The sequence below is a fragment of the Enterobacter sp. PI-10 genome (assembly GCF_027947695.1).
GTDB lineage: Bacteria > Pseudomonadota > Gammaproteobacteria > Enterobacterales > Enterobacteriaceae > Enterobacter > Enterobacter vonholyi.
In genome coordinates this window covers 777,591-795,836 of record NZ_JAJNOG010000001.1, presented here as the reverse complement: position 1 = coordinate 795,836, position 18,246 = coordinate 777,591, and the positions used below count along the sequence as shown (strand labels likewise).

At 60.1% G+C, this 18,246-nt stretch carries 21 protein-coding genes and 1 riboswitch; of the genes, 9 read left to right on the top strand and 12 right to left on the bottom strand.

Features of this window, described 5'->3' with window-relative positions; all coding sequences use genetic code 11:
- Positions 1-7: 7 nt before the first annotated feature.
- On the top strand, positions 8-502 hold the full coding sequence (gene rutF / locus LRM19_RS03840; RefSeq protein WP_111964498.1) for an NADH-dependent FMN reductase RutF: 495 nt from the start codon (positions 8-10) through the stop codon (positions 500-502).
- A 21-nt stretch (positions 503-523) separates the two neighbouring features.
- Complete coding sequence (rutG, locus tag LRM19_RS03835) at positions 524-1,846, top strand: pyrimidine utilization transport protein G (protein WP_271367573.1); 1,323 nt, start codon at positions 524-526, stop codon at positions 1,844-1,846.
- Here the strand turns inward: rutG and LRM19_RS03830 are convergent.
- Positions 1,834-2,757, bottom strand: coding sequence for a DMT family transporter (locus LRM19_RS03830; RefSeq protein WP_149366309.1), 924 nt, complete (start codon positions 2,755-2,757; stop codon positions 1,834-1,836). The two genes, rutG and LRM19_RS03830, sit on opposite strands and share 13 nt — an antisense overlap.
- Before the next feature lie 117 nt (positions 2,758-2,874).
- Complete coding sequence (locus tag LRM19_RS03825; protein ID WP_023311077.1) at positions 2,875-3,045, bottom strand: general stress protein; 171 nt, start codon at positions 3,043-3,045, stop codon at positions 2,875-2,877.
- A gap of 391 nt (positions 3,046-3,436) precedes the next feature.
- On the opposite strand from LRM19_RS03825, the gene wrbA reads away from it, so the two are divergent.
- Both wrbA and LRM19_RS03815 read left to right on the top strand, forming a co-directional pair.
- On the top strand, positions 3,437-4,033 hold the full coding sequence (gene wrbA / locus LRM19_RS03820; protein ID WP_023311076.1) for an NAD(P)H:quinone oxidoreductase: 597 nt from the start codon (positions 3,437-3,439) through the stop codon (positions 4,031-4,033).
- A 20-nt stretch (positions 4,034-4,053) separates the two neighbouring features.
- The gene (locus tag LRM19_RS03815; protein WP_008499832.1) at positions 4,054-4,281 is read left to right on the top strand and encodes a YccJ family protein; all 228 of its coding nucleotides are present in this window, start codon (positions 4,054-4,056) and stop codon (positions 4,279-4,281) included.
- Positions 4,282-4,315: 34 nt separating this feature from the next.
- Here the strand turns inward: LRM19_RS03815 and agp are convergent, their stop codons facing one another.
- The gene (gene agp, locus LRM19_RS03810; protein WP_271367569.1) at positions 4,316-5,557 is read right to left on the bottom strand and encodes a bifunctional glucose-1-phosphatase/inositol phosphatase; all 1,242 of its coding nucleotides are present in this window, start codon (positions 5,555-5,557) and stop codon (positions 4,316-4,318) included.
- A gap of 152 nt (positions 5,558-5,709) precedes the next feature.
- On the opposite strand from agp, the gene LRM19_RS03805 reads away from it, so the two are divergent.
- Positions 5,710-6,153 carry a winged helix-turn-helix transcriptional regulator gene (locus LRM19_RS03805; protein WP_111964502.1) on the top strand — a complete coding sequence of 148 codons (444 nt, stop codon included), beginning with the start codon at positions 5,710-5,712 and terminating at the stop codon, positions 6,151-6,153.
- 125 nt (positions 6,154-6,278) lie between these two features.
- A complete protein-coding gene (locus LRM19_RS03800; protein ID WP_271367566.1) occupies positions 6,279-7,073 on the top strand; it encodes an SDR family NAD(P)-dependent oxidoreductase in 795 nt (264 codons plus the stop codon).
- A gap of 1 nt (position 7,074) precedes the next feature.
- Here the strand turns inward: LRM19_RS03800 and LRM19_RS03795 are convergent, their stop codons facing one another.
- Complete coding sequence (locus tag LRM19_RS03795; protein WP_023335206.1) at positions 7,075-7,434, bottom strand: winged helix-turn-helix transcriptional regulator; 360 nt, start codon at positions 7,432-7,434, stop codon at positions 7,075-7,077.
- 100 nt (positions 7,435-7,534) lie between these two features.
- On the opposite strand from LRM19_RS03795, the gene LRM19_RS03790 reads away from it, so the two are divergent.
- On the top strand, positions 7,535-8,284 hold the full coding sequence (locus LRM19_RS03790; protein WP_271367565.1) for an SDR family oxidoreductase: 750 nt from the start codon (positions 7,535-7,537) through the stop codon (positions 8,282-8,284).
- Position 8,285: 1 nt separating this feature from the next.
- Here LRM19_RS03790 and LRM19_RS03785 read toward each other — a convergent pair whose 3' ends face one another.
- Positions 8,286-8,789: a DedA family protein gene (locus LRM19_RS03785; protein ID WP_115874689.1), complete on the bottom strand. Its 504-nt coding sequence runs from the start codon at positions 8,787-8,789 to the stop codon at positions 8,286-8,288.
- A gap of 158 nt (positions 8,790-8,947) precedes the next feature.
- Positions 8,948-9,117, top strand: a riboswitch (M-box (ykoK) riboswitch).
- A gap of 60 nt (positions 9,118-9,177) precedes the next feature.
- Between LRM19_RS03785 and LRM19_RS03780 the strand changes: the two genes are divergently transcribed.
- Positions 9,178-10,179, top strand: coding sequence for a magnesium transporter (locus LRM19_RS03780; RefSeq protein WP_111964506.1), 1,002 nt, complete (start codon positions 9,178-9,180; stop codon positions 10,177-10,179).
- Here the strand turns inward: LRM19_RS03780 and hpxK are convergent.
- The 7 genes from hpxK to hpxU form a co-directional block, all read right to left on the bottom strand.
- Positions 10,145-11,407: an allantoate amidohydrolase gene (hpxK, locus tag LRM19_RS03775; protein WP_271367562.1), complete on the bottom strand. Its 1,263-nt coding sequence runs from the start codon at positions 11,405-11,407 to the stop codon at positions 10,145-10,147. The two genes, LRM19_RS03780 and hpxK, sit on opposite strands and share 35 nt — an antisense overlap.
- Positions 11,404-12,645 (bottom strand): pyridoxal-phosphate-dependent aminotransferase family protein, encoded by a 1,242-nt coding sequence (locus LRM19_RS03770; RefSeq protein WP_115874686.1) that lies wholly within the window; start codon positions 12,643-12,645, stop codon positions 11,404-11,406. Before LRM19_RS03770 ends, hpxK begins: the two co-directional genes overlap by 4 nt.
- 13 nt (positions 12,646-12,658) lie before the next feature.
- Complete coding sequence (locus LRM19_RS03765) at positions 12,659-13,396, bottom strand: amino acid ABC transporter ATP-binding protein (RefSeq protein ID WP_008499843.1); 738 nt, start codon at positions 13,394-13,396, stop codon at positions 12,659-12,661.
- Positions 13,377-14,033, bottom strand: a complete 657-nt coding sequence (locus tag LRM19_RS03760; protein ID WP_271367687.1) for an amino acid ABC transporter permease — start codon at positions 14,031-14,033, stop codon at positions 13,377-13,379. Before LRM19_RS03760 ends, LRM19_RS03765 begins: the two co-directional genes overlap by 20 nt.
- The gene (locus LRM19_RS03755; RefSeq protein WP_111964571.1) at positions 14,033-14,698 is read right to left on the bottom strand and encodes an amino acid ABC transporter permease; all 666 of its coding nucleotides are present in this window, start codon (positions 14,696-14,698) and stop codon (positions 14,033-14,035) included. The genes LRM19_RS03760 and LRM19_RS03755 overlap by 1 nt, the downstream gene beginning before the upstream one ends.
- Positions 14,699-14,702: 4 nt before the next feature.
- Entirely contained in the window at positions 14,703-15,485 is a 783-nt protein-coding gene (locus tag LRM19_RS03750) for a transporter substrate-binding domain-containing protein (RefSeq protein WP_023311064.1), read from the bottom strand.
- 191 nt (positions 15,486-15,676) lie between these two features.
- Positions 15,677-16,516: a MurR/RpiR family transcriptional regulator HpxU gene (hpxU, locus tag LRM19_RS03745; RefSeq protein WP_271367559.1), complete on the bottom strand. Its 840-nt coding sequence runs from the start codon at positions 16,514-16,516 to the stop codon at positions 15,677-15,679.
- Between the two features lie 142 nt (positions 16,517-16,658).
- Here hpxU and hpxW point away from each other — a divergent pair, with 142 nt between their 5' ends.
- A complete protein-coding gene (hpxW, locus tag LRM19_RS03740) occupies positions 16,659-18,242 on the top strand; it encodes an oxamate amidohydrolase (RefSeq protein ID WP_271367558.1) in 1,584 nt (527 codons plus the stop codon).
- The last annotated feature ends 4 nt before the right edge of the window (positions 18,243-18,246 follow it).

Here is an 18,246-nt window from a genome sequence, read left to right as displayed (position 1 = left end):
AGCGATCATGACGACACCGGATAAGCAAACCTTTCGCGACGCCATGGCCTGCGTTGGCGCGGCGGTGAATATCATCACCACCGACGGCCCGGCGGGGATGGCAGGCTTCACCGCCAGCGCGGTGTGCAGCGTCACGGATTCACCGCCCACCCTGCTGGTGTGCCTGAACCGCGGCGCGTCCGTCTGGCCGACGTTCAGCGAAAACCGCACCCTTTGCGTGAATACCCTGAGCGCCGGACAGGAACCGCTCTCAAACCTCTTTGGCGGCAAAACGCCAATGGAAGAACGCTTCGCCGCCGCCCGCTGGCAAACGGGCGACACGGGCTGTCCGCGCCTGGAGGAGGCGCTGGCCTCGTTTGACTGCCGGATCAGCCAGGTGGTGAGCGTCGGTACGCACGACATTCTTTTTTGCGACATCGTTTCGATTATTCGCCACCCCGCGCCGCAGGGCCTGGTGTGGTTTGACCGCGGCTACCACGCGCTGATGCGACCCGCCTGTTAAGGCGCTCTAAGGAGACAGACCATGTTCGGATTTCCCCACTGGCAGTTGAAATCGACCTCCACAGACGCTGGCGTGGTCGCGCCGGATGAACGCCTCCCGCTCGGGCAGACGATGGTGATGGGCGTCCAGCACGCGGTCGCCATGTTTGGCGCCACGGTGCTGATGCCGATGCTGATGGGACTCGATCCCAACCTCTCTATTCTGATGTCGGGTATCGGTACCCTGCTGTTCTTTTTTGTCACCGGCGGGCGCGTGCCCAGCTATCTGGGCTCCAGCGCCGCCTTTGTCGGCGTGGTGATCGCCACCACCGGGTTTAACGGCCAGGGAATCAACCCCAACCTGAGCGTGGCCCTCGGCGGCATCATCGCCTGCGGTCTGGTGTATACCCTGATTGGTCTGGTGGTGATGAAGATCGGCACGCGGTGGATCGAACGCATGATGCCCCCCGTCGTCACCGGCGCGGTAGTAATGGCGATCGGTCTGAACCTTGCGCCGATCGCGGTGAAAAGCGTCTCCGGCTCGCCCTTTGAAAGCTGGATGGCCGTCGTGACCGTGCTGTGCATCGGTCTGGTGGCGGTCTTTACGCGGGGCATGATCCAGCGGCTGCTGATCCTGGTCGGGTTGATTGTCGCCTGTCTGGTATATGCCCTGCTGGCAAACGTTTTTGGTCTGGGCAAGCCGGTTGACTTTACGCTGCTGCATCAGGCCGCCTGGTTCGGCCTGCCGAAAATCACCTCGCCCACCTTTAACACCCAGGCGATGATGCTTATCGCACCGGTGGCGGTGATCCTGGTGGCGGAAAACCTTGGTCACCTGAAGGCGGTCGCGGGGATGACCGGGCGCAGTATGGATCCGTACATGGGCCGCGCTTTCGTCGGCGACGGGCTGGCGACCATGCTCTCCGGTTCCGTGGGCGGCAGCGGCGTCACCACCTATGCCGAAAACATCGGCGTGATGGCGGTAACCAAAGTCTATTCGACGCTGGTCTTTGTCGCGGCGGCGGTGATGGCGATGCTGCTCGGCTTCTCGCCGAAGTTCGGCGCGCTGATCCACACCATTCCGTCACCGGTCATCGGCGGGGCCTCAATCGTGGTGTTTGGGCTGATCGCGGTGGCCGGCGCGCGTATCTGGGTGCAGCATCGGGTCGATCTCAGCCAGAACGGCAACCTGATTATGGTGGCCGTCACGCTGGTGCTGGGCGCGGGCGATTTTGCCCTGACGCTGGGCGGGTTTACGATCGGCGGGATTGGTACGGCCACCTTCGGCGCGATCCTGCTTAACGCCCTGCTGAGCCGCCGGATGGCCGCTGCGCCGCAGGGCGAGGTGGTGCGTCAGGATTCGTGATTTAACGTCGCGCTGTCATCTTCTGGCAGCGCGTTTTTCTTCCGCTTGAGCTTCAGCTCGCTCACCAGCACCCCGGCGACAATAAACGCCGCGCCCACCAGGGCCAGCAGCGGCAAACGCTCGCCGGCGAGTCGCCCGAAAATGCCTGCCCAGACCGGCTCACCGGTGTAGATCACCGTTGCCCGCGTCGGCGAGACACTGCGCTGCGCCCAGTTCATGGTGACCTGGATAATGGCGCTGAAGATACCCAGCCCCAGTGCGACCACTACCAGACCGGTGGACATCTGCGGCACGGACTCCCCTGCCGGAACCATCGTCGCAAAGGCCACCAGAGACGCCGTCGCGAGCTGCACCACCGTTACGCGTTTGACGTCGACCTTGCCCGCCCAGGCGCTAATCAGAATAATTTCCGCCGCAATGGCGATCGCCCCAATCAGGGTAATGATTTCGCCCGGCCCCAGCGCCAGAAGATTGTTTTCCGGCCCGGCCAGCAAAATCAGACCGATAAACGCCAGCACGATGCCAATACAGGACATCATCCCCGGCAGCCGACCCAGGCAGAGCCACTGCAGCAGCGGCACCAGGGGCACATACATGGCGGTGATAAATGCGGATTTGCTGCTGGAGATGGTCTGCAATCCCCACGTCTGGAGGCTGTAGCCCATCGCTATCGCCACCCCAATCGCCACGCCGGCCTTAAGCTCTTTCAGCGTCAGCCCCCTCAGCGTTTTAAGCGAAATTAGCCCCACGGCAAGCGCCGCCGTCGCAAAGCGCAGGCCAACAAAAAAGAACGGATCGCTGAGGGTCACCGCGTACTGAACGGCCAGAAACGTCCCGCCCCAGAACATGGTGATGAGAATGAGGATGGCTTCCTGCGGTTTAACGGAGAATTTGAAGCGTGAGACAGACATGCGGCACCAGAAAGAGAAAACAATTCTGTAGTGTGCGTTGCCTTTGGTTACAGTTCAATGTTGCAGAAATAAAAAAACCGCCGGGAGATCCCGGCGGCAGAGGTTCAACCCGGCGTATTACTTACTGCTGCCGTGGCTGTTTTTCCCCCCTTTTTTACCAGCTTCTGATGCGCGCTGAGGGTCATTTTTAAAATTGCCCCCGCTGTGCTGGCCACCTTTACGACCTGCTTCTGATGCTCTTTCACGGTCTTCAGCGAAATTACCTGAACCACCACGATGGTTTGCCATCTCTAACCTCCAGAGTGTGAAACATTAGACATCATATTGCATTCAGTAAAAGAGGATTCTTTCACCTCGCGGCGCAAGGACGACGCCTCAATCAGTGCCGCGTAAAACTAAGCTTAGTGGACTGAGGCTGTCCGGCAAGCCACAGGTAATATCCTGCAACATGATCTCAGTCTTTCAGGTGAGATGACGCGGCGGGGATGCATAAGCCTTTCTTATCATTTTAAAAATCCGCACCTGGAAAGTTGTATCATTTTGCTACAAAGCCATTTTTCTACTCATGTTGTTATAAATCAAATAAATGGCGTTCATTTTTGCAGTCTGGCCGTGATGGCATATCTTTAAAAGAGCGCAGCGATCCGCTGTCAGAGAAACCAACGAGGAGTGAAGCAAAATGGCAAAAGTTCTGGTGCTCTATTATTCCATGTATGGACACATTGAAACCATGGCTCACGCGGTAGCAGAAGGTGCAAACAGGGTTGACGGCGTTGAGGTTGTGGTGAAACGCGTACCGGAAACCATGCAGGCGGAAGCCTTCCTGAAAGCCGGGGGGAAAACGCAAAACGCCCCGGTCGCCACCCCGCAGGAGCTGGCGGATTATGATGCCATTATCTTCGGCACCCCGACCCGCTTCGGCAATATGTCAGGCCAGATGCGAACCTTCCTCGATCAAACCGGCGGACTTTGGGCATCCGGGGCGCTCTACGGCAAACTCGCCAGCGTGTTCAGCTCTACCGGCACCGGCGGCGGTCAGGAGCAGACGATTACCTCAACCTGGACTACCCTTGCTCATCACGGGATGGTGATTGTGCCAATTGGCTACGGCGCGCAGGAGCTGTTTGACATTTCCCAGGTGCGTGGCGGTACGCCGTACGGCGCAACCACCATTGCCGGTGGGGATGGCTCACGTCAGCCAAGCAATGAAGAACTGTCTATCGCCCGCTATCAGGGTGAATACGTCGCGGGTCTGGCCAAAAAACTGAACGGCTAACACCCAACAGGAGGACAAGCATGCCAACTCAAGAATCCAAAGCTCACCACGTGGGCGAATGGGCAAGTTTACGCAACACCTCTCCGGAGATTGCCGAAGCTATCTTTGAAGTCGCTAAATACGATGAAAAGCTGGCCGAGCAGATTTGGGAGGAAGGTAACGATGAGGTGCTGGTGCGCGCCTTCGAAAAAACGGATAAAGACTCGCTCTTCTGGGGCGAGCAAACCATCGAACGTAAAAACGTCTAAGCGTTTCCCCCCCGCCGCAGCGGGGGGTTCTCTTTTACTTCGCCGCGTTATTCATCACCGCATTGAATTTGTCGACAGGACAGAAGCCATTCGCATCTACCGGGCAGCCTTTCAGCTCCAGCGTCACGCGCTGTGCAGGCGACTGCAGCGACAGCACGCTGGCGTTGCGCAGCTGCTCTGAGCTCTGATAGACATACTCAATTTTCATCAACTCCTGGTTGGCATTTTTGTCATGCCAGCGCTGGAAGACAATCTTGCCGCCGATCGGGGTGCGTTCCTGCTGATCGTGCAGCTGATACGGTTTGAAATCCAGGGCCGTCAGCAGGGAAGCAATGTTCGAGTCATGTCCCACCAGCAGGGTGATCTTAGGCGCTTTAGCCTGGTCGGTGACCAGCGTTTTATCGATATATTTCACCAGCGGCTTCGCTACGTTTTGCGCCACCTCGGTTGAGGTAAACAGCGAGTCCTGATAGCCGTTCTTCAGCTTCGACAGCACGCGCCACTGCTGGTCGGTTTTGATTTCTCCCCAGGCCACCTGGTCGGCCGGGAAGCCTTCGTAATACTGCAGCGTAAACGCGTCCACCAGCGAGTTACCCACCTTCAGCGGCCCGGATACGCCAGGCTCTTTTTCATAGTCGGCGCTGAAGGTATCTTTTGCGTCCGCCAGAGAGCAGACTTTTTTCTCTTTGCAGGACGGCGAATCGGCGTAGTTAGTCATCTGCTCAAGCAGCTTATAGCTTTCGCCAAGCTGCATTTTCTGCCGCTCGGTCTCCATCGCCTTGAGCGCTTTTTCGCGGAATTCCGGCGAGTTATCGGTAATCACCGGGTTGAACGTCGGGTCCATGGTGCCCATTTTTTCCTGATGGTGCACGGGCACATCGCAGCCCGGGAACGCGCCGGTAATGAAGAACTGCGCGGTGGCGACGGTACGCTGCAGGCTGTTGGCGTAAGCATAAACGCTATCCGGCGCTGGACATTCTCCCGTCTTCACCATCCCCTGCTGCGCCAGCCACTCGCGCATGTAATGGCCCATATAGACTTCCAGCACGCCACCTTTGGTGGTGAGCTGACCGCCCGGCACCTCCCACTCCGGCCACTGCTTCGGCGTGGACTGCTCCAGCACGCTGCCGTTATTAGCGAGCGGCGCGCGCAGGTTATGGCGACTCATGATTAAAACTTGCTCCAGCTGATACCCTTCCGGCGTCTCTTGCGCCTGCACGCCAAACGTTGCTGAAATGGAACCGGCGACTGCCAGCGCGAGTAGTGCTTTTCTCATCCCTAATTCCTCACTCGTTTTAAAATGTCGCGTTCAGTGTGACAGATTCGTCACAATTTTCCGGGAAGCATTTCTCAAACTGATGATTAACATGCTTACGACGCGTGCAGATTAGTTTTATAATAAAACCACACCCCACCGGAGAATTCGCTGTGAAACGTACCCGCCTTGAAGAGAGCACCTGCCCCGTCGCCCGTTCGCTGGATATTATAGGCGACTGGTGGTCGCTGCTGATTGTTCGCGACGCGCTACGCGGGATTAAACGCTTCGGCGAGTTCCAGAAAAGCCTCGGTATCGCAAAAAATATGCTGACTACGCGGCTCAAGCTGCTGGTCGACGAGGGCATCCTCCGGCTTCAGCCCGCGTCTGACGGCAGCGCCTGGCAGGAGTATGTCCTGACCGATAAAGGGCGCGCCCTGCAAACGGTGCTGGTTGCCCTCTCCCAGTGGGGCAACGAGTTTTTGTTCGCGGAAAACGAATGCGGCACCGTGCTGGTCGATACCGAACAGCGCAAACCTCTGCGTAAACTGGCGCTTATCGCCGACGACGGGCGCGAACTGACGCCTGAAGAGATCGTGGCTAAACTCCCCTCCTGACCGTTCCCGACGGCAAAAGCACAAAATGCTCGCAAATATGGTTGCATTATAAAACCAAATAGCAGAGAGTTTATTCAGTTTCATATTGAAACCAAATAACCCACTTTGCTTTGAGGTAACACACGATGACTACGCAAATCACCACCGCCCTGATTACGGGTGCCTCTTCCGGGATCGGTGCCGTCTATGCTGACCGCCTTGCCGCGCGCGGCGCTAACCTGGTGCTGGTCGCCCGTCGCGAGGATCGCCTGAAAATCCTCGCCACCGACCTTCGCGCGCGCTATGGCGTGGCCGTCGATATTCTGGTTGCCGATCTCACCGATGAAGCCGGGATCCGCGCCGTGGAAGAAGAGCTGCGCAGCAATACCGCCATTGATACGCTCGTTAACAACGCGGGCACCGCGCAGATGGCACCGTTCCTCGCGGGCGAGGTGGCGCAGCATCAGGCCATCAATACCCTGAACACCACGGCGCTGATGCGTCTGACCTACGCCATCCTGCCGCGCCTGGCGCAGAACAATCGCGGCACGCTGATCAATATCGCGTCCGTGCTGGCCCTGCACGTCCGGGCGGGCAGCGCGCTTTACAGCGCCACCAAGGCGTGGGTGTTGAGCTTTACACGTGGGTTACAGGAAGAATTTGCCGACAGCAACGTGCGCATTCAGGCCGTACTGCCTGCCGCCACGGCGACTGAAATCTGGAGCCATTCAGGCGTCACGGTGGACGATCTGCCGGAAGGATCGGTGATGACCACCGACGATATGGTGGATGCGTCGCTGGCGGGTCTGGATCAGGGTGAACCGATCACCATCCCGCCGATGCATGACGCTGGCCTGTGGGATCGCTACGAAGCGGCGCGCCTTGAGCTGTTCAACAGCGCGCGCACCGGCATTCCGGCACCGCGCTACGTAAAACAGTAGCCTAACGCTCAAGCTGGTCGCCGTACTCGCTCATCCAGGCGGCCAGCGGGGAGAGTGCGTCCTGCAGGGTTAACCCCAGCTCGGTTATCTGATATTCCACGCGCGGCGGGATCTCCGGGTAGACCGTCCGCGTCACCAGCCCGCGCTGCTCAAACAGGCGCAGCTGCTTAGTCAGCTCTTTCTGCGTGATGGGGGCAGCCGCCCGCAGCAGATCGCCAAAGCGTACGGGCGTATTAAAGACAATCAGGCGATAGAGAATGGGGATCGCCCATTTACCGGAAATCAGGTTCACAAACTGCGTCATCGGGCAGGTATACGCCTCAGATTTTTTTTCGCAGCACACCTCCAGCATTTCTGCCATAGCACACCTCTTGCCTCTTTAGTATCCATTTGGTACCTGGTTTCCTTTCGATACTAACGTTTCTATAGTGCTTTCTCCAGTGACATTTCAGGAGAAGAATATGGGTCGTTTAACAGATAAATATACGCTGATTACCGGCGGCACCAGCGGCATCGGCCTCGCCACCGCGCAGGCGTTTATCGCCGAAGGCGCGCGCGTCACCGTGACCGGGCGTAACCCGGACACCCTCGCCGAAGCAGAACGTATTCTTGGCGATAAGGCCTGGGTGATCCCAACCGATGCGGGCGATATCGCGTCGCAAAAAGCGCTGGCGGAAACCCTCGCCACCCGCTGGCCGCGCCTGGACGCGGTGTTCCTCAACGCCGGCGACGTAACGCACGCGCCGCTGGAAGAGTGGCGGGAAGAGACCTGGGATCGCCTGATGGGCATCAACCTGAAGGGACCGTTCTTTTTGATTCAGGCGCTGCTGCCGCTGCTGAATAACCCGTCGTCGGTGATCCTCTGCGGCTCCGTGAGCGCGCGCATCGGCCTGCCCACCAGCAGCGTGTATGCCGCGAGCAAGGCCGCCCTGCTGTCGCTGGCGCGCACGCTCTCGGCGGAACTGCTGCCGCGCGGGATACGCGTCAACGGCCTGAGCCCCGGTCCGGTGGAGACCCCGGCGTTTACCAAAACGGGCTTAAGCGACGAGGCGCTTAACGCGATGATGGCGGAAATCATCAAGCTGGTGCCGCTCGGCAGAATGGGCTCAACGGCGGAGCTGGCAAAAGCCGCGCTCTATCTGGCGTCCGACGAGTCGAGCTACACGGTGGGAACCGAGCTGCTGGTGGACGGCGGAATGGGAAGTCTGTAATTCAAAAGGCGCTGATGCCGGTGACCGCGCCGACATACAGCGCCGCCCACGCGCAGGCTGAAAGCAGGCTGACGAGGTAGACCTTGACTGCGTTCAGCCTGAGCATACCCGCTGCCAGCGGCACGATGTAACGCAGCACCGCCAGAAAGCGCGACGTAAACAGTGCGATAACGCCGTTCTTTTGCAGCTGATGCTGTACCCGCAAAAACGTAGCGGCATGCTTCGACGTAAAGCGCGCGACCAGCCGGGTGTGCCCCATCAGCTGCCCTAAGTGGTAGTTCAGCACCGATCCCGCCGTTGCCCCCATCACTACGGCCAGCCATGCCAACGCAGGATGCATGCTCCCCTGGCTGACGGTAATGCCCGCCAGCAGCATCACCGACGCGGGCGGCAGCACGGAGGAGATCAGCACCGTCGATTTACTCAGCGCCATCACAAATAACAACGCGAAAAGATGTGCCGGATACAGCGCAAAATGATTCAGCAGATTATCAAGCCACGCCATTTTCTCTCCTCTGTTAATTATTTAATCCTCCATTTAAAATGAATAAACCTAAATAAACCCTCAACGCTTTATTAATAATATTTATCTAAACCGTTCTTAAACATTATTTAATTTCCTGAGCGGTAAATTTAAACAGGCGTATTATTTCCCTCGTTTTACAACGATCTCGTTATGGCGAGGCTCCTGTACAAATACACGTTATCGCTCTGGTAGGTTCGAGAGAACCGACACAGGGTAAAACAGGCACTGTCGAATCAAGGCTTTGTCAGTATAACTTCCCTCACGGGATACGGTGTACAGTGCTGAACCCAGGACGTGGGGATCTCCTCTTCGACATGCCCTGTCTTGCTCGCCCCTGAGAGATGTTATTATTCAAAGGGAATTCACTATGTCTTACGCTATTCACAACCAAAACCTGGCATTCAATGACAGCGCTGTCGCGCAATATATGAATACCGATTTTATTGTCCTCGATATTTCATTATGCGTGGCGCTGGCGCGCGAGCAATTCTTCGAAAAATTAAAAGACGACGATATTCCGTCTCATATTTTTATTGAAGACAATGGTCGACTGGCGGGCATGATTGCCGTGCGTAAATTGCTGCAAACCGCCGACACGGTCCAGCCGGTGAAATCGCTGATGATTTCGCAGTTTTTGCAGGTCAAACCGGAGGATGAACGTGCCGACGTTGCCGGACTGCTGGCGCACGGCGGGGCGGATGTGGTGCCTGTGGTCACCCACGGCAAGCTCGTCGGCTGCCTGACGGAGCGCGAAATCGCCCATCTGCTGGAAGATGACGTCACCGAAGACGCCCAGCTTCAGGGGGCGACGCTACCGCTGGAGAAGCCCTATCTGGATACCAGTCCGTATAGCCTGTGGAAGAAACGCTCCGTCTGGCTGCTGCTGCTTTTTGTCGCAGAAGCCTACACCAGCTCGGTGATCCAGCATTTCGAAGAGGCGCTGGAGTCCGCCATCGCGCTGGCGTTCTTTATTCCGCTGCTGATCGGCACGGGCGGCAACAGCGGGACGCAGATCACCTCCACGCTGGTGCGCGCCATGGCACTGGGAGAAGTCCGTCTGCGCGACGTTGGCCGCGTGCTGCGTAAAGAGATGACCACCTCGCTGATGATTGCCGCCACGCTCGGTATCGCCGGGTGTATCCGCGCCTGGATGATGGGGATTGGGCTGGAGATTACGCTCATCGTCAGCCTGACGCTGGTGTGCATTACGCTGTGGAGCGCAATTGTGTCGTCCGTCATTCCGATGGTGCTCAAGCGCTGCGGCATTGATCCGGCTGTCGTCTCCGCGCCGTTTATTGCGACGCTTATCGACGGTACCGGGCTGATTATCTACTTTAAGATCGCGCAATATACGCTGGGGCTGGAGTAACGCAGTCCGCCAGCTGGATCACCGCTCGCGAAAACGCCTCAATCGCCAGGGCGACATCTTCAGCCATCACCGATTCCGCCGGATGGTGGCTGACGCCTCCTTTGCAGCGCACAAACAGCATGCCGACCGGCCAGCGTTCCGCGATGGCAATCGAATCATGGCCCGCACCGCTGGGTAGCGATAGCGAGCGACCCTGTACCGATTTGACCGCCTCCTCCAGCACGTTTTGCAGGTGGGTATCGCACGGCGTGGCGGCAATGCGGTAAAACTCCTCGGCGCTGAAGTCCAGATTGCGGCGCGATGCGATCGCCTGCGCATGCTCCAGCAGCTCGTTAAGCAACCGATCCAGCGGCGCATCCTGCGGGCCGCGAATATCCAGCGAGAGCTGAACCTCGCCGGGGATCACGTTCACCGCCCCCGGCAGGCAGCGCAGTTCGCCAACCGTCGCCACCAGGTTTCCGCCCTGCTGTCGGGTAGCGTTTTCGATGATGACCATCCACTCGGCGGCGGCGGCCAGCGCATCCCTGCGGTGGTGCATCGGCACGGTTCCCGCGTGCCCGGCCTCGCCGGTAAAGCGACAGTTCAGACGACGCGCGCCGTTAATGGCTTGCACCACGCCCAGGGCGAGCGTCTCCTGCTCAAGGCACGGCCCCTGCTCAATATGCAGTTCCAGATAGGCGCTGAAATCCTCCTGACGGCGCGCGGCATGCAACACGCGGGCAGGATCGAGCCCCACCAGGGTCATCGCCTGCGCCACGCTGATTCCGCTGGCGTCGGCTTTCTCCAGCCAGCCCTGCGGCCAGGTGCCGGTGATGCCCCGGCTGCCTAACAGCGTAATGCCGAAGCGGGTCCCCTCTTCGTCGCAAAAGCCGACAATCTCGATGGCCTGCGCCAGATGCACATCCTGCTGGTGCAGGCTGTCCACCACCTCAATGGCGGCAAGCACGCCGAGCATGCCGTCGTAGCGCCCGGCATTGCGCACGGTATCGAGATGCGAGCCGAGCAGCACCGCCTGCGCCCCCTCCTGCTGGCCTTCATAGCGTCCGCAGATATTGCCCACGCTGTCCTGCCAGACGGTCATGCCCGCCTGGCGCATCCACTCTCCGACCAGCTGGTTAGCCTGCAGATGCTGCGTGGAGAGATAGACCCGCGTCAGGCCGTCCGGGGTTTCGCTGATGGCGGCCAGCGCGTCGGCGCGCGCCATCACCCGCTCTGCCGCCGGGCTCATTGCGGCGTCTCGCGGCGATAGTGGTCCCACGCGGCCTGCATGGCGGCCCCCTGCGTGGTGGAGAATTTCAGGTAGTTCAGCACCGACTCCAGCGCGCTCAGGGTGGTCATCACGCAGTCCTTGCGTGCGTTGTAGCCCATGGTGCCAATGCGCCAAACTTTGCCGTGCAGCGGGCCAAACGAGGTGCCGATTTCAATCCCGAAATCCTCCAGCATCAGCTTACGCACCTGGTCACCGTTGATGCCCTGCGGGATCACCACGCCCAGCACGTTGTTCATCTTGTGCTTCAGGTCGCCGAAGGTCTCCAGCCCCATCGCCTGAATGCCCTTCAGCAGCGCATCGCCGTGCAGCCTGTGGCGAGCGATGCCGTTATCCAGCCCCTCCTGCAGGATCAGACGCGCGCACTCGCGGGCGCCAAACAGCGCGGTGGTGGCTTCGGTGTGGTGGTTAAGACGTTCCGGCCCCCAGTAGTCCATCACCATGCCGAGATCGAAGTAGTTGGAGTAGATCATCTCCTCGTCGCCGTCGCGGTGGGCGTCGGTGCGTATGCCTTCCTCAACGCATTTGCGGCGGCGGATCGCCTCCTCCATGCGCGCGCTCAGGGTGATCGGCGAGGTGCCCGACGGGCCGCCGAGGCATTTCTGCATCCCGGCAGAGACGGCATCCAGCCCCCAGGCATCGGTTTCCAGCGCGTTACCGCCGAGCGACGCGGTGGCATCGGTGTAAAACAGCACGTCGTAGCGGCGGCAGATCGCGCCCAGCTCGGCGAGCGGCTGCAGCATGGTGGTGGAGGTGTCGCCCTGCACGGTCAGCAGCAGGCGCGGACGAATACGCTTAATCGCATCCTCGACCTGATCCGGGGTAAACACCTCGCCCCACGGCACCTCGATGGTATGCACCTCCGCGCGGCAGCGGCGGGCAATTTCGCACAGCAGGTGACCAAAGCGGCCAAAGACCGGCACCAGCACCTTATCTCCCGGGCGGATGGCGGAGACCAGAATGGCTTCAATCCCCGCGCGGGAGGTACCGTCCACCAGCATCGTCCAGCGGTTTTCGGTGCGGAATACCCCGCGATAAAGCGCCATCACCTCGTTCATGTAATGGGTCATGGCCGGGTCGTACTGCCCGATCAGCTGGCTCGACATGGCGCGCAGCACGCGCGGGTCGGCGTTGATCGGGCCCGGCCCCATCAGCAGGCGCTGCGGCGGGTTGATTTGCGGAAAGTGTGCGATATCCATTGTTAAGTCCTTATCAGTTGAGGCCGCGCACGGAGGAGATGAACTGCTTCAGTTCCGTGGTCTGCGGGTTGGCGAACAGCGTTTTGCTGTCGCCCTGCTCCCAGACTTTCCCCTGGTGCATAAACACCACGCGGTCGCCCACTTCGCGGGCAAAATTCATTTCATGGGTAACCAGTATGAGCGTCATCCCCTCGGCCGCCAGCTGCTCCAGCACTTTGAGCACTTCGCCCACCAGCTCCGGGTCGAGCGCGGAGGTGATCTCGTCGCAGAGCAATACTTTCGGCGACATCGCCAGCGCGCGGGCAATCGCCACGCGCTGCTGCTGGCCGCCGGAGAGGCTCGACGGGTAGTAATCCAGACGATCGCCGAGGCCAACCTTCTCCAGCATGCGCTGCGCCAGCTCGCGGCATTCGGCGGCGCTTTTCTTCAGCACCCGACGCGGGGCGAGCATCACGTTTTCCAGCGCCGTCATGTGCGGGAACAGGTTGAAGCTCTGGAACACCATCCCCACCGAGCGGCTGATTTCACGCGCCTGGGAATCCCGGTCGGTAATGGTCATGCCGCCCAGCTTGATGCTGCCGTCCTGATAGCCTTCCAGACCGTTAATGCAGCGCAGCAGCGTGCTTTTGCCCGATCCGCTGCGCCCGATAATGGAGATTACCTGGCCCATGTCGATATCCAGATCGACGCCCTTGAGCACGTGGTTATCGCCGTAGTACTTCTGCACCTGATTAATGGTGATGAGAGGCATTGAATTTCGTCTCCAGATAGCGGCTGTAGCGCGACAGCGGATAACACAGAATAAAGTAGCCGAGCGCCACCAGCGCAAAGACCTTAAACGGCTGATAGGTCACGTTGGTCAGCATGGTCCCGGCCTTGGTCAGCTCGACAAAACCGATAATCGACGCCAGCGCGGTGCCTTTGATCACCTGCACGGCAAAGCCGACCGTCGGCGCAATGCCGATGCGCAGCGCCTGCGGGGCGACGACGCGAAACAGGGTCTGGCCGAAGGTCAGCCCCAGGCAGCGCGACGCTTCCCACTGCCCCTTCGGTAAAGCGCGAATGCAGCCGTTCCAGATATCGAGCAGAAACGCGCTGGTGTAAAACGTCAGCGCCAGCGAGGCGGCGGTCCACGGCGAGACGTCGATGCCGAACAGCGCCACGCCGAAGAAGGCCAGGAACAGCTGCATCAGCAGCGGCGTGCCCTGAAACAGCTCAATATAGCCGCGGATAATGCGCTTCAGCGTGCGCCCGCCCGTCAGGCGCAGCAGCAGGAGCGGCAGCGTTACCACCGCCCCGCCGACGAACGCCACCAGCGACAGCAGCACCGTCCAGCGTCCGGCCAGCAGCAGGTTGCGAATAATGTCCCAGTCGGTAAAGGTGGTCATCATGCCTGCACCCCCAGCCATTTGCGTCCTGCCGCCATCATCAGCTGGCGCAGGGTAATCGACAGCGCCAGGTAAATCCCGGTTGTCACCAGATAAACCTCAAAGCTCAAAAACGTTCTGGACTGGATCAGGTTGGCGGCGAAGGTCAGCTCTTCATAGGAGACCTGCGACACCACCGACGAGCCGAGCATCACGATGATGCACTGGCTCACCAGCGCCGGGTAAATGCGCTGCAGCGCGGGCGGCAGCACCACGCGAATAAAGGTCTGCAGGCGGGTGAGCCCCAGCACGCGTCCGGCTTCCCACTGCCCTTTCGGCGTGACCTGAATGCCCGCGCGGATAATCTCGGTGCTGTAGGCGCCCAGGTTTACCACCATGGCCAGCAGCGCCGCTTCACCCGCCGTCATCTTCAGGCCAAGATTTGGCAGGCCGAAGACAATGAAAAACAGCTGTACCACAAACGGCGTGTTGCGGATGATCTCCACGTAGCCGCCCCAGATCCGGCTGAACCAGGTCGTGCGTCCGCTGCGGATCGCCGCCCCGAAAATCCCTATCGCCAGCCCGCCGACGGTCGCCATCACCGTCAGCTGAACGGTGACCCACAGCCCTGCCAGCAGCTCCGGCCAGTGCGGCCAGAGCGCGGAGAAATCAAGTTGCTCAGTCATCGGCTCAGGCGCCAAGATTTGCCGGCAGCGGGGCCTTCAGCCATTGCTCAGACAGGCCGTTCAGCGTGCCGTCCTTGATGCCCTGCTCAATCAGCGCATCCACTTTTGCCTTCAGGGCCGGTTCGTTTTTCTTCAGGCCAATAAAGCACGGCGAATCTTTCAGCATAAAGCTCGGCACCGGGGCTTTATCTGCGTTCTGGCGCGAAATGGCCGCCACCACGAGGTTACCGGTTGCCACGTACTGCACCTGTCCCGACAGGTAAGCGGAGAGCGTGGTGTTATTGTCTTCGTAGCGCTTCACGTCCGCGTCTTTCGGCGCCAGTCCGGTCAGCACCATGTCCTCCACCGCCCCGCGCGTCACGCCGATGGTTTTTCCGCTCAGCGCGGCGGCGTCCTTCAGCTCGGCCCCTTTTGGACCAAACACGCCAAGGAAGAACGGCGCGTAGGCGCGGCTGAAGTCGATCACCTTCTCGCGCTCCGGGTTTTTACCGAGGCTGGAAATGACCAGGTCCACCTTATCGGTTTGCAGGTACGGCACGCGGTTGGCGCTGGTCACCGGCACCAGCTGCAGCTTGAGCTTCATCTGTTTAGCGAGATAGCGCGCCATATCGATGTCGTACCCCTGCGGCTGCAGATCGGTTCCCACCGAGCCAAACGGCGGGAAGTCCTGCGGAACGGCAATACGGATAGTGCCGCGCTTCTCGATATCCTGTAGCTGGTCAGCCTTTGCCGGCAGCTGAGTGAAGAGGCATGCTGCCCCGGCCAGTGCAATCAACAATTTTTTCATGGTGCTTCCCCGTAACGTTAACATGAAACAAAAGATTCTTTGAATGTGATTTTGCAACTAATGTGCCAGATAAGGCGAAGCGGGAAATATTCTTTTAAAGCCTGATAAAACGCGGACGGGGCGGAAATGCTCTCCATTTTCGCCCCGCCATTACGCACCATTTTAATGCAAAGCACCAGCCTGATGCCCCATTATCGCTGTTCCAGCTCGTCCAGCTGCTGGTAGAGGGAGGCAATCTCGTGAATGCGCGGACGGCCTTTATCGAGGATCTCATGCAGGAAGGCGTTCGCCAGCAGGTTGATCAGACTGTTAACCGACGAATAGCTGTCATAGGCCGAGACGCTGTCCAGCGGGGCGCAGAGCTGCCAGCTGGCGAGCGGAAACAGGCTGTGGGCCTGCGGCTCGCACATCAGCAGCACCGGAATACCGCTGCTCTGAAGCTGCTGCATCAGCGGGCGGATAATGCGCGGGCGACGGCGGAAGGCCATCATCACCACCAGATCGTCCGGCGTTAAGTCCACCAGCTCCTCGCTCAGGCTCTGCCCCGGCTGCGGCAGGACCAGCACCTGACCGCGCGCCTGCAGCAGCTGCTGGCGCATGTGGAGCGCCGCCGGATAGGCGTTACGCATGCCGATAATAACGATGCGCCGCGCCTTCACCATGCAGGCCATGGCGTCGGCAAACTGCTGCGCGTCGAGGGCATTGACCCACTGGGTCAGGTTCGCCATCTCCTGCTTGTAGTGGCGTGCCAGCAGCGTGTTGCCCTGCACCGCGTCGCGATTATCGGTGAGCGGCATCCCGCTCTGGCGCAGGGTGCGCAGCTCTTCGCGCATGTCTTTATATTTCTCATAGCCCAGACGCTTAAACAGACGGCTCACCGTGGCTTTCGACACCCCGCTCAGCTGCGCCAGCTCGGCGCTGTTGTAGCTAATGAGATCGTCAAAATGATCAAAAATAAAGTCCGCCACCCGCTGCTCCTGCGGCGACAGCGACGGGTATTGTGCTTTCAGACGTTCATCCAGTTGTTCCATAGCGCCTCTGTAACTTTTGTTTCATCACATTTTGGTTTTCATTCTACCTTTCATTATACGTGCCAGTTTACTGAAACTTTTCTTTCAGAACTGGAACAGCTTTTGCAGCGCCTTGTGACTTTCAGGGTTACGAGGACTCTTCATGCAAAGTAATGTCTCCACACACGGTATGGCGGTTGCGCCCCACCACCTCGCCAGCCAGAGCGCGCTGACGGTGCTACGCGAGGGCGGCAGCGCGATAGAAGCGATGGTCGCGGCGGCGGCCACCATCGCCGTGGTTTACCCGCATATGAACGGGCTGGGCGGCGATGGCTTCTGGCTTATCGTACCGCCGGAAGGCGACCCCATCGCCATTGACGCCAGCGGCGCGGCGGGATCGCACGCGACGCTGGCCGCCTACGACGGGCTCACGCAGATCCCCCATCGCGGACCGCAGGCGGCGCTAACCGTCGCCGGCACGGTCAGCGGCTGGGACGAGGCGCTGAAGGTTTCCCGTGAGATGACCGGCAAGTCGCTGCCGCTGGCCCGCCTGCTGGCCGACGCCATTGACTACGCGCAGAACGGCACGCCGGTCACGGCCTCTCAGGCTCACGCCACCGCCAGCAAGTTCGACGAGCTGAAGGATGTGCCGGGCTTCGCGGAAACCTGGCTGGTCGACGGCAAGCCGCCGCAGGCCGGGAGCCGCTTTTACCAGCCCGCCATGGCCACGACCCTGAGGCGCCTGGTGGAAGACGGTCTGGACAGTTTTTATCGCGGCCCGCTGGCGGACGTGCTGGCGCACGGCATGGAGACGCTGGGCCTGCCCGTTACGCTGGCCGATTTACACGCCCACGCAGCCCGGCGCACCGCGCCGCTGAAGCTGGAGCATCAGCAGGGGGAGATCTTTAACCACGCCCCGCCGACGCAGGGGCTGGTCTCGCTGGCGATACTCGGCATCACCGACCGCCTGAACATGGCGGAGGCCGACGACGCCGAAACCCTTCACCGCATCGTTGAAGCCACCAAGCTGGCCTTTGGCCTGCGCGATGCCCACATCACCGATCCGCGCGAGCTGAAAACCGATATTCAGGATCTGCTGGATCCCGCCGCCCTGCAGGCGCTTGCCGACAGGATTGACGACGGCCGCGCCGCGCCGTGGGGTACCGGAAAAGGCCCCGGCGATACGGTGTGGATGGGGGTGATGGACAGCAGCGGGCTTGCCGTGTCGTTTATCCAGAGCCTTTATCACGAGTTCGGCAGCGGCGTTGTCCTGCCCGATACCGGCATCGTCTGGCAGAACCGCGGCGCATCTTTCAGCCTCGATCCTGCCCATCTTCTGGCCCTCGCGCCGGGCAAACAGCCGTTCCACACCCTGAACCCGGCGGCGGCGCGTCTGAAGGACGGTCGCGTGATGGTCTACGGATCGATGGGCGGCGACGGACAGCCGCAAACCCAGGCCGCGATCTTTACCCGCTACGCGATTCAGGGCGTGCCTTTACAGGAGAGCATTTCCCGCCCGCGCTGGCTGCTGGGGCGCACCTGGGGACAAACCTCGGACACCTTAAAGCTTGAAGGACGTTTTTCACCCGAGACGGTCGTGCGCCTGCGGGCACTCGGTCACGAGGTGGAGCTTTTCCCTGACTTTAGTGAAGCCATGGGCCACGCGGGCGCGATTGTCCGCCACCCCAACGGGCTGTTCGAAGGGGCATTTGACCCGCGCAGCAACGGCGCGGCCGCCGGATTCTGAGGAG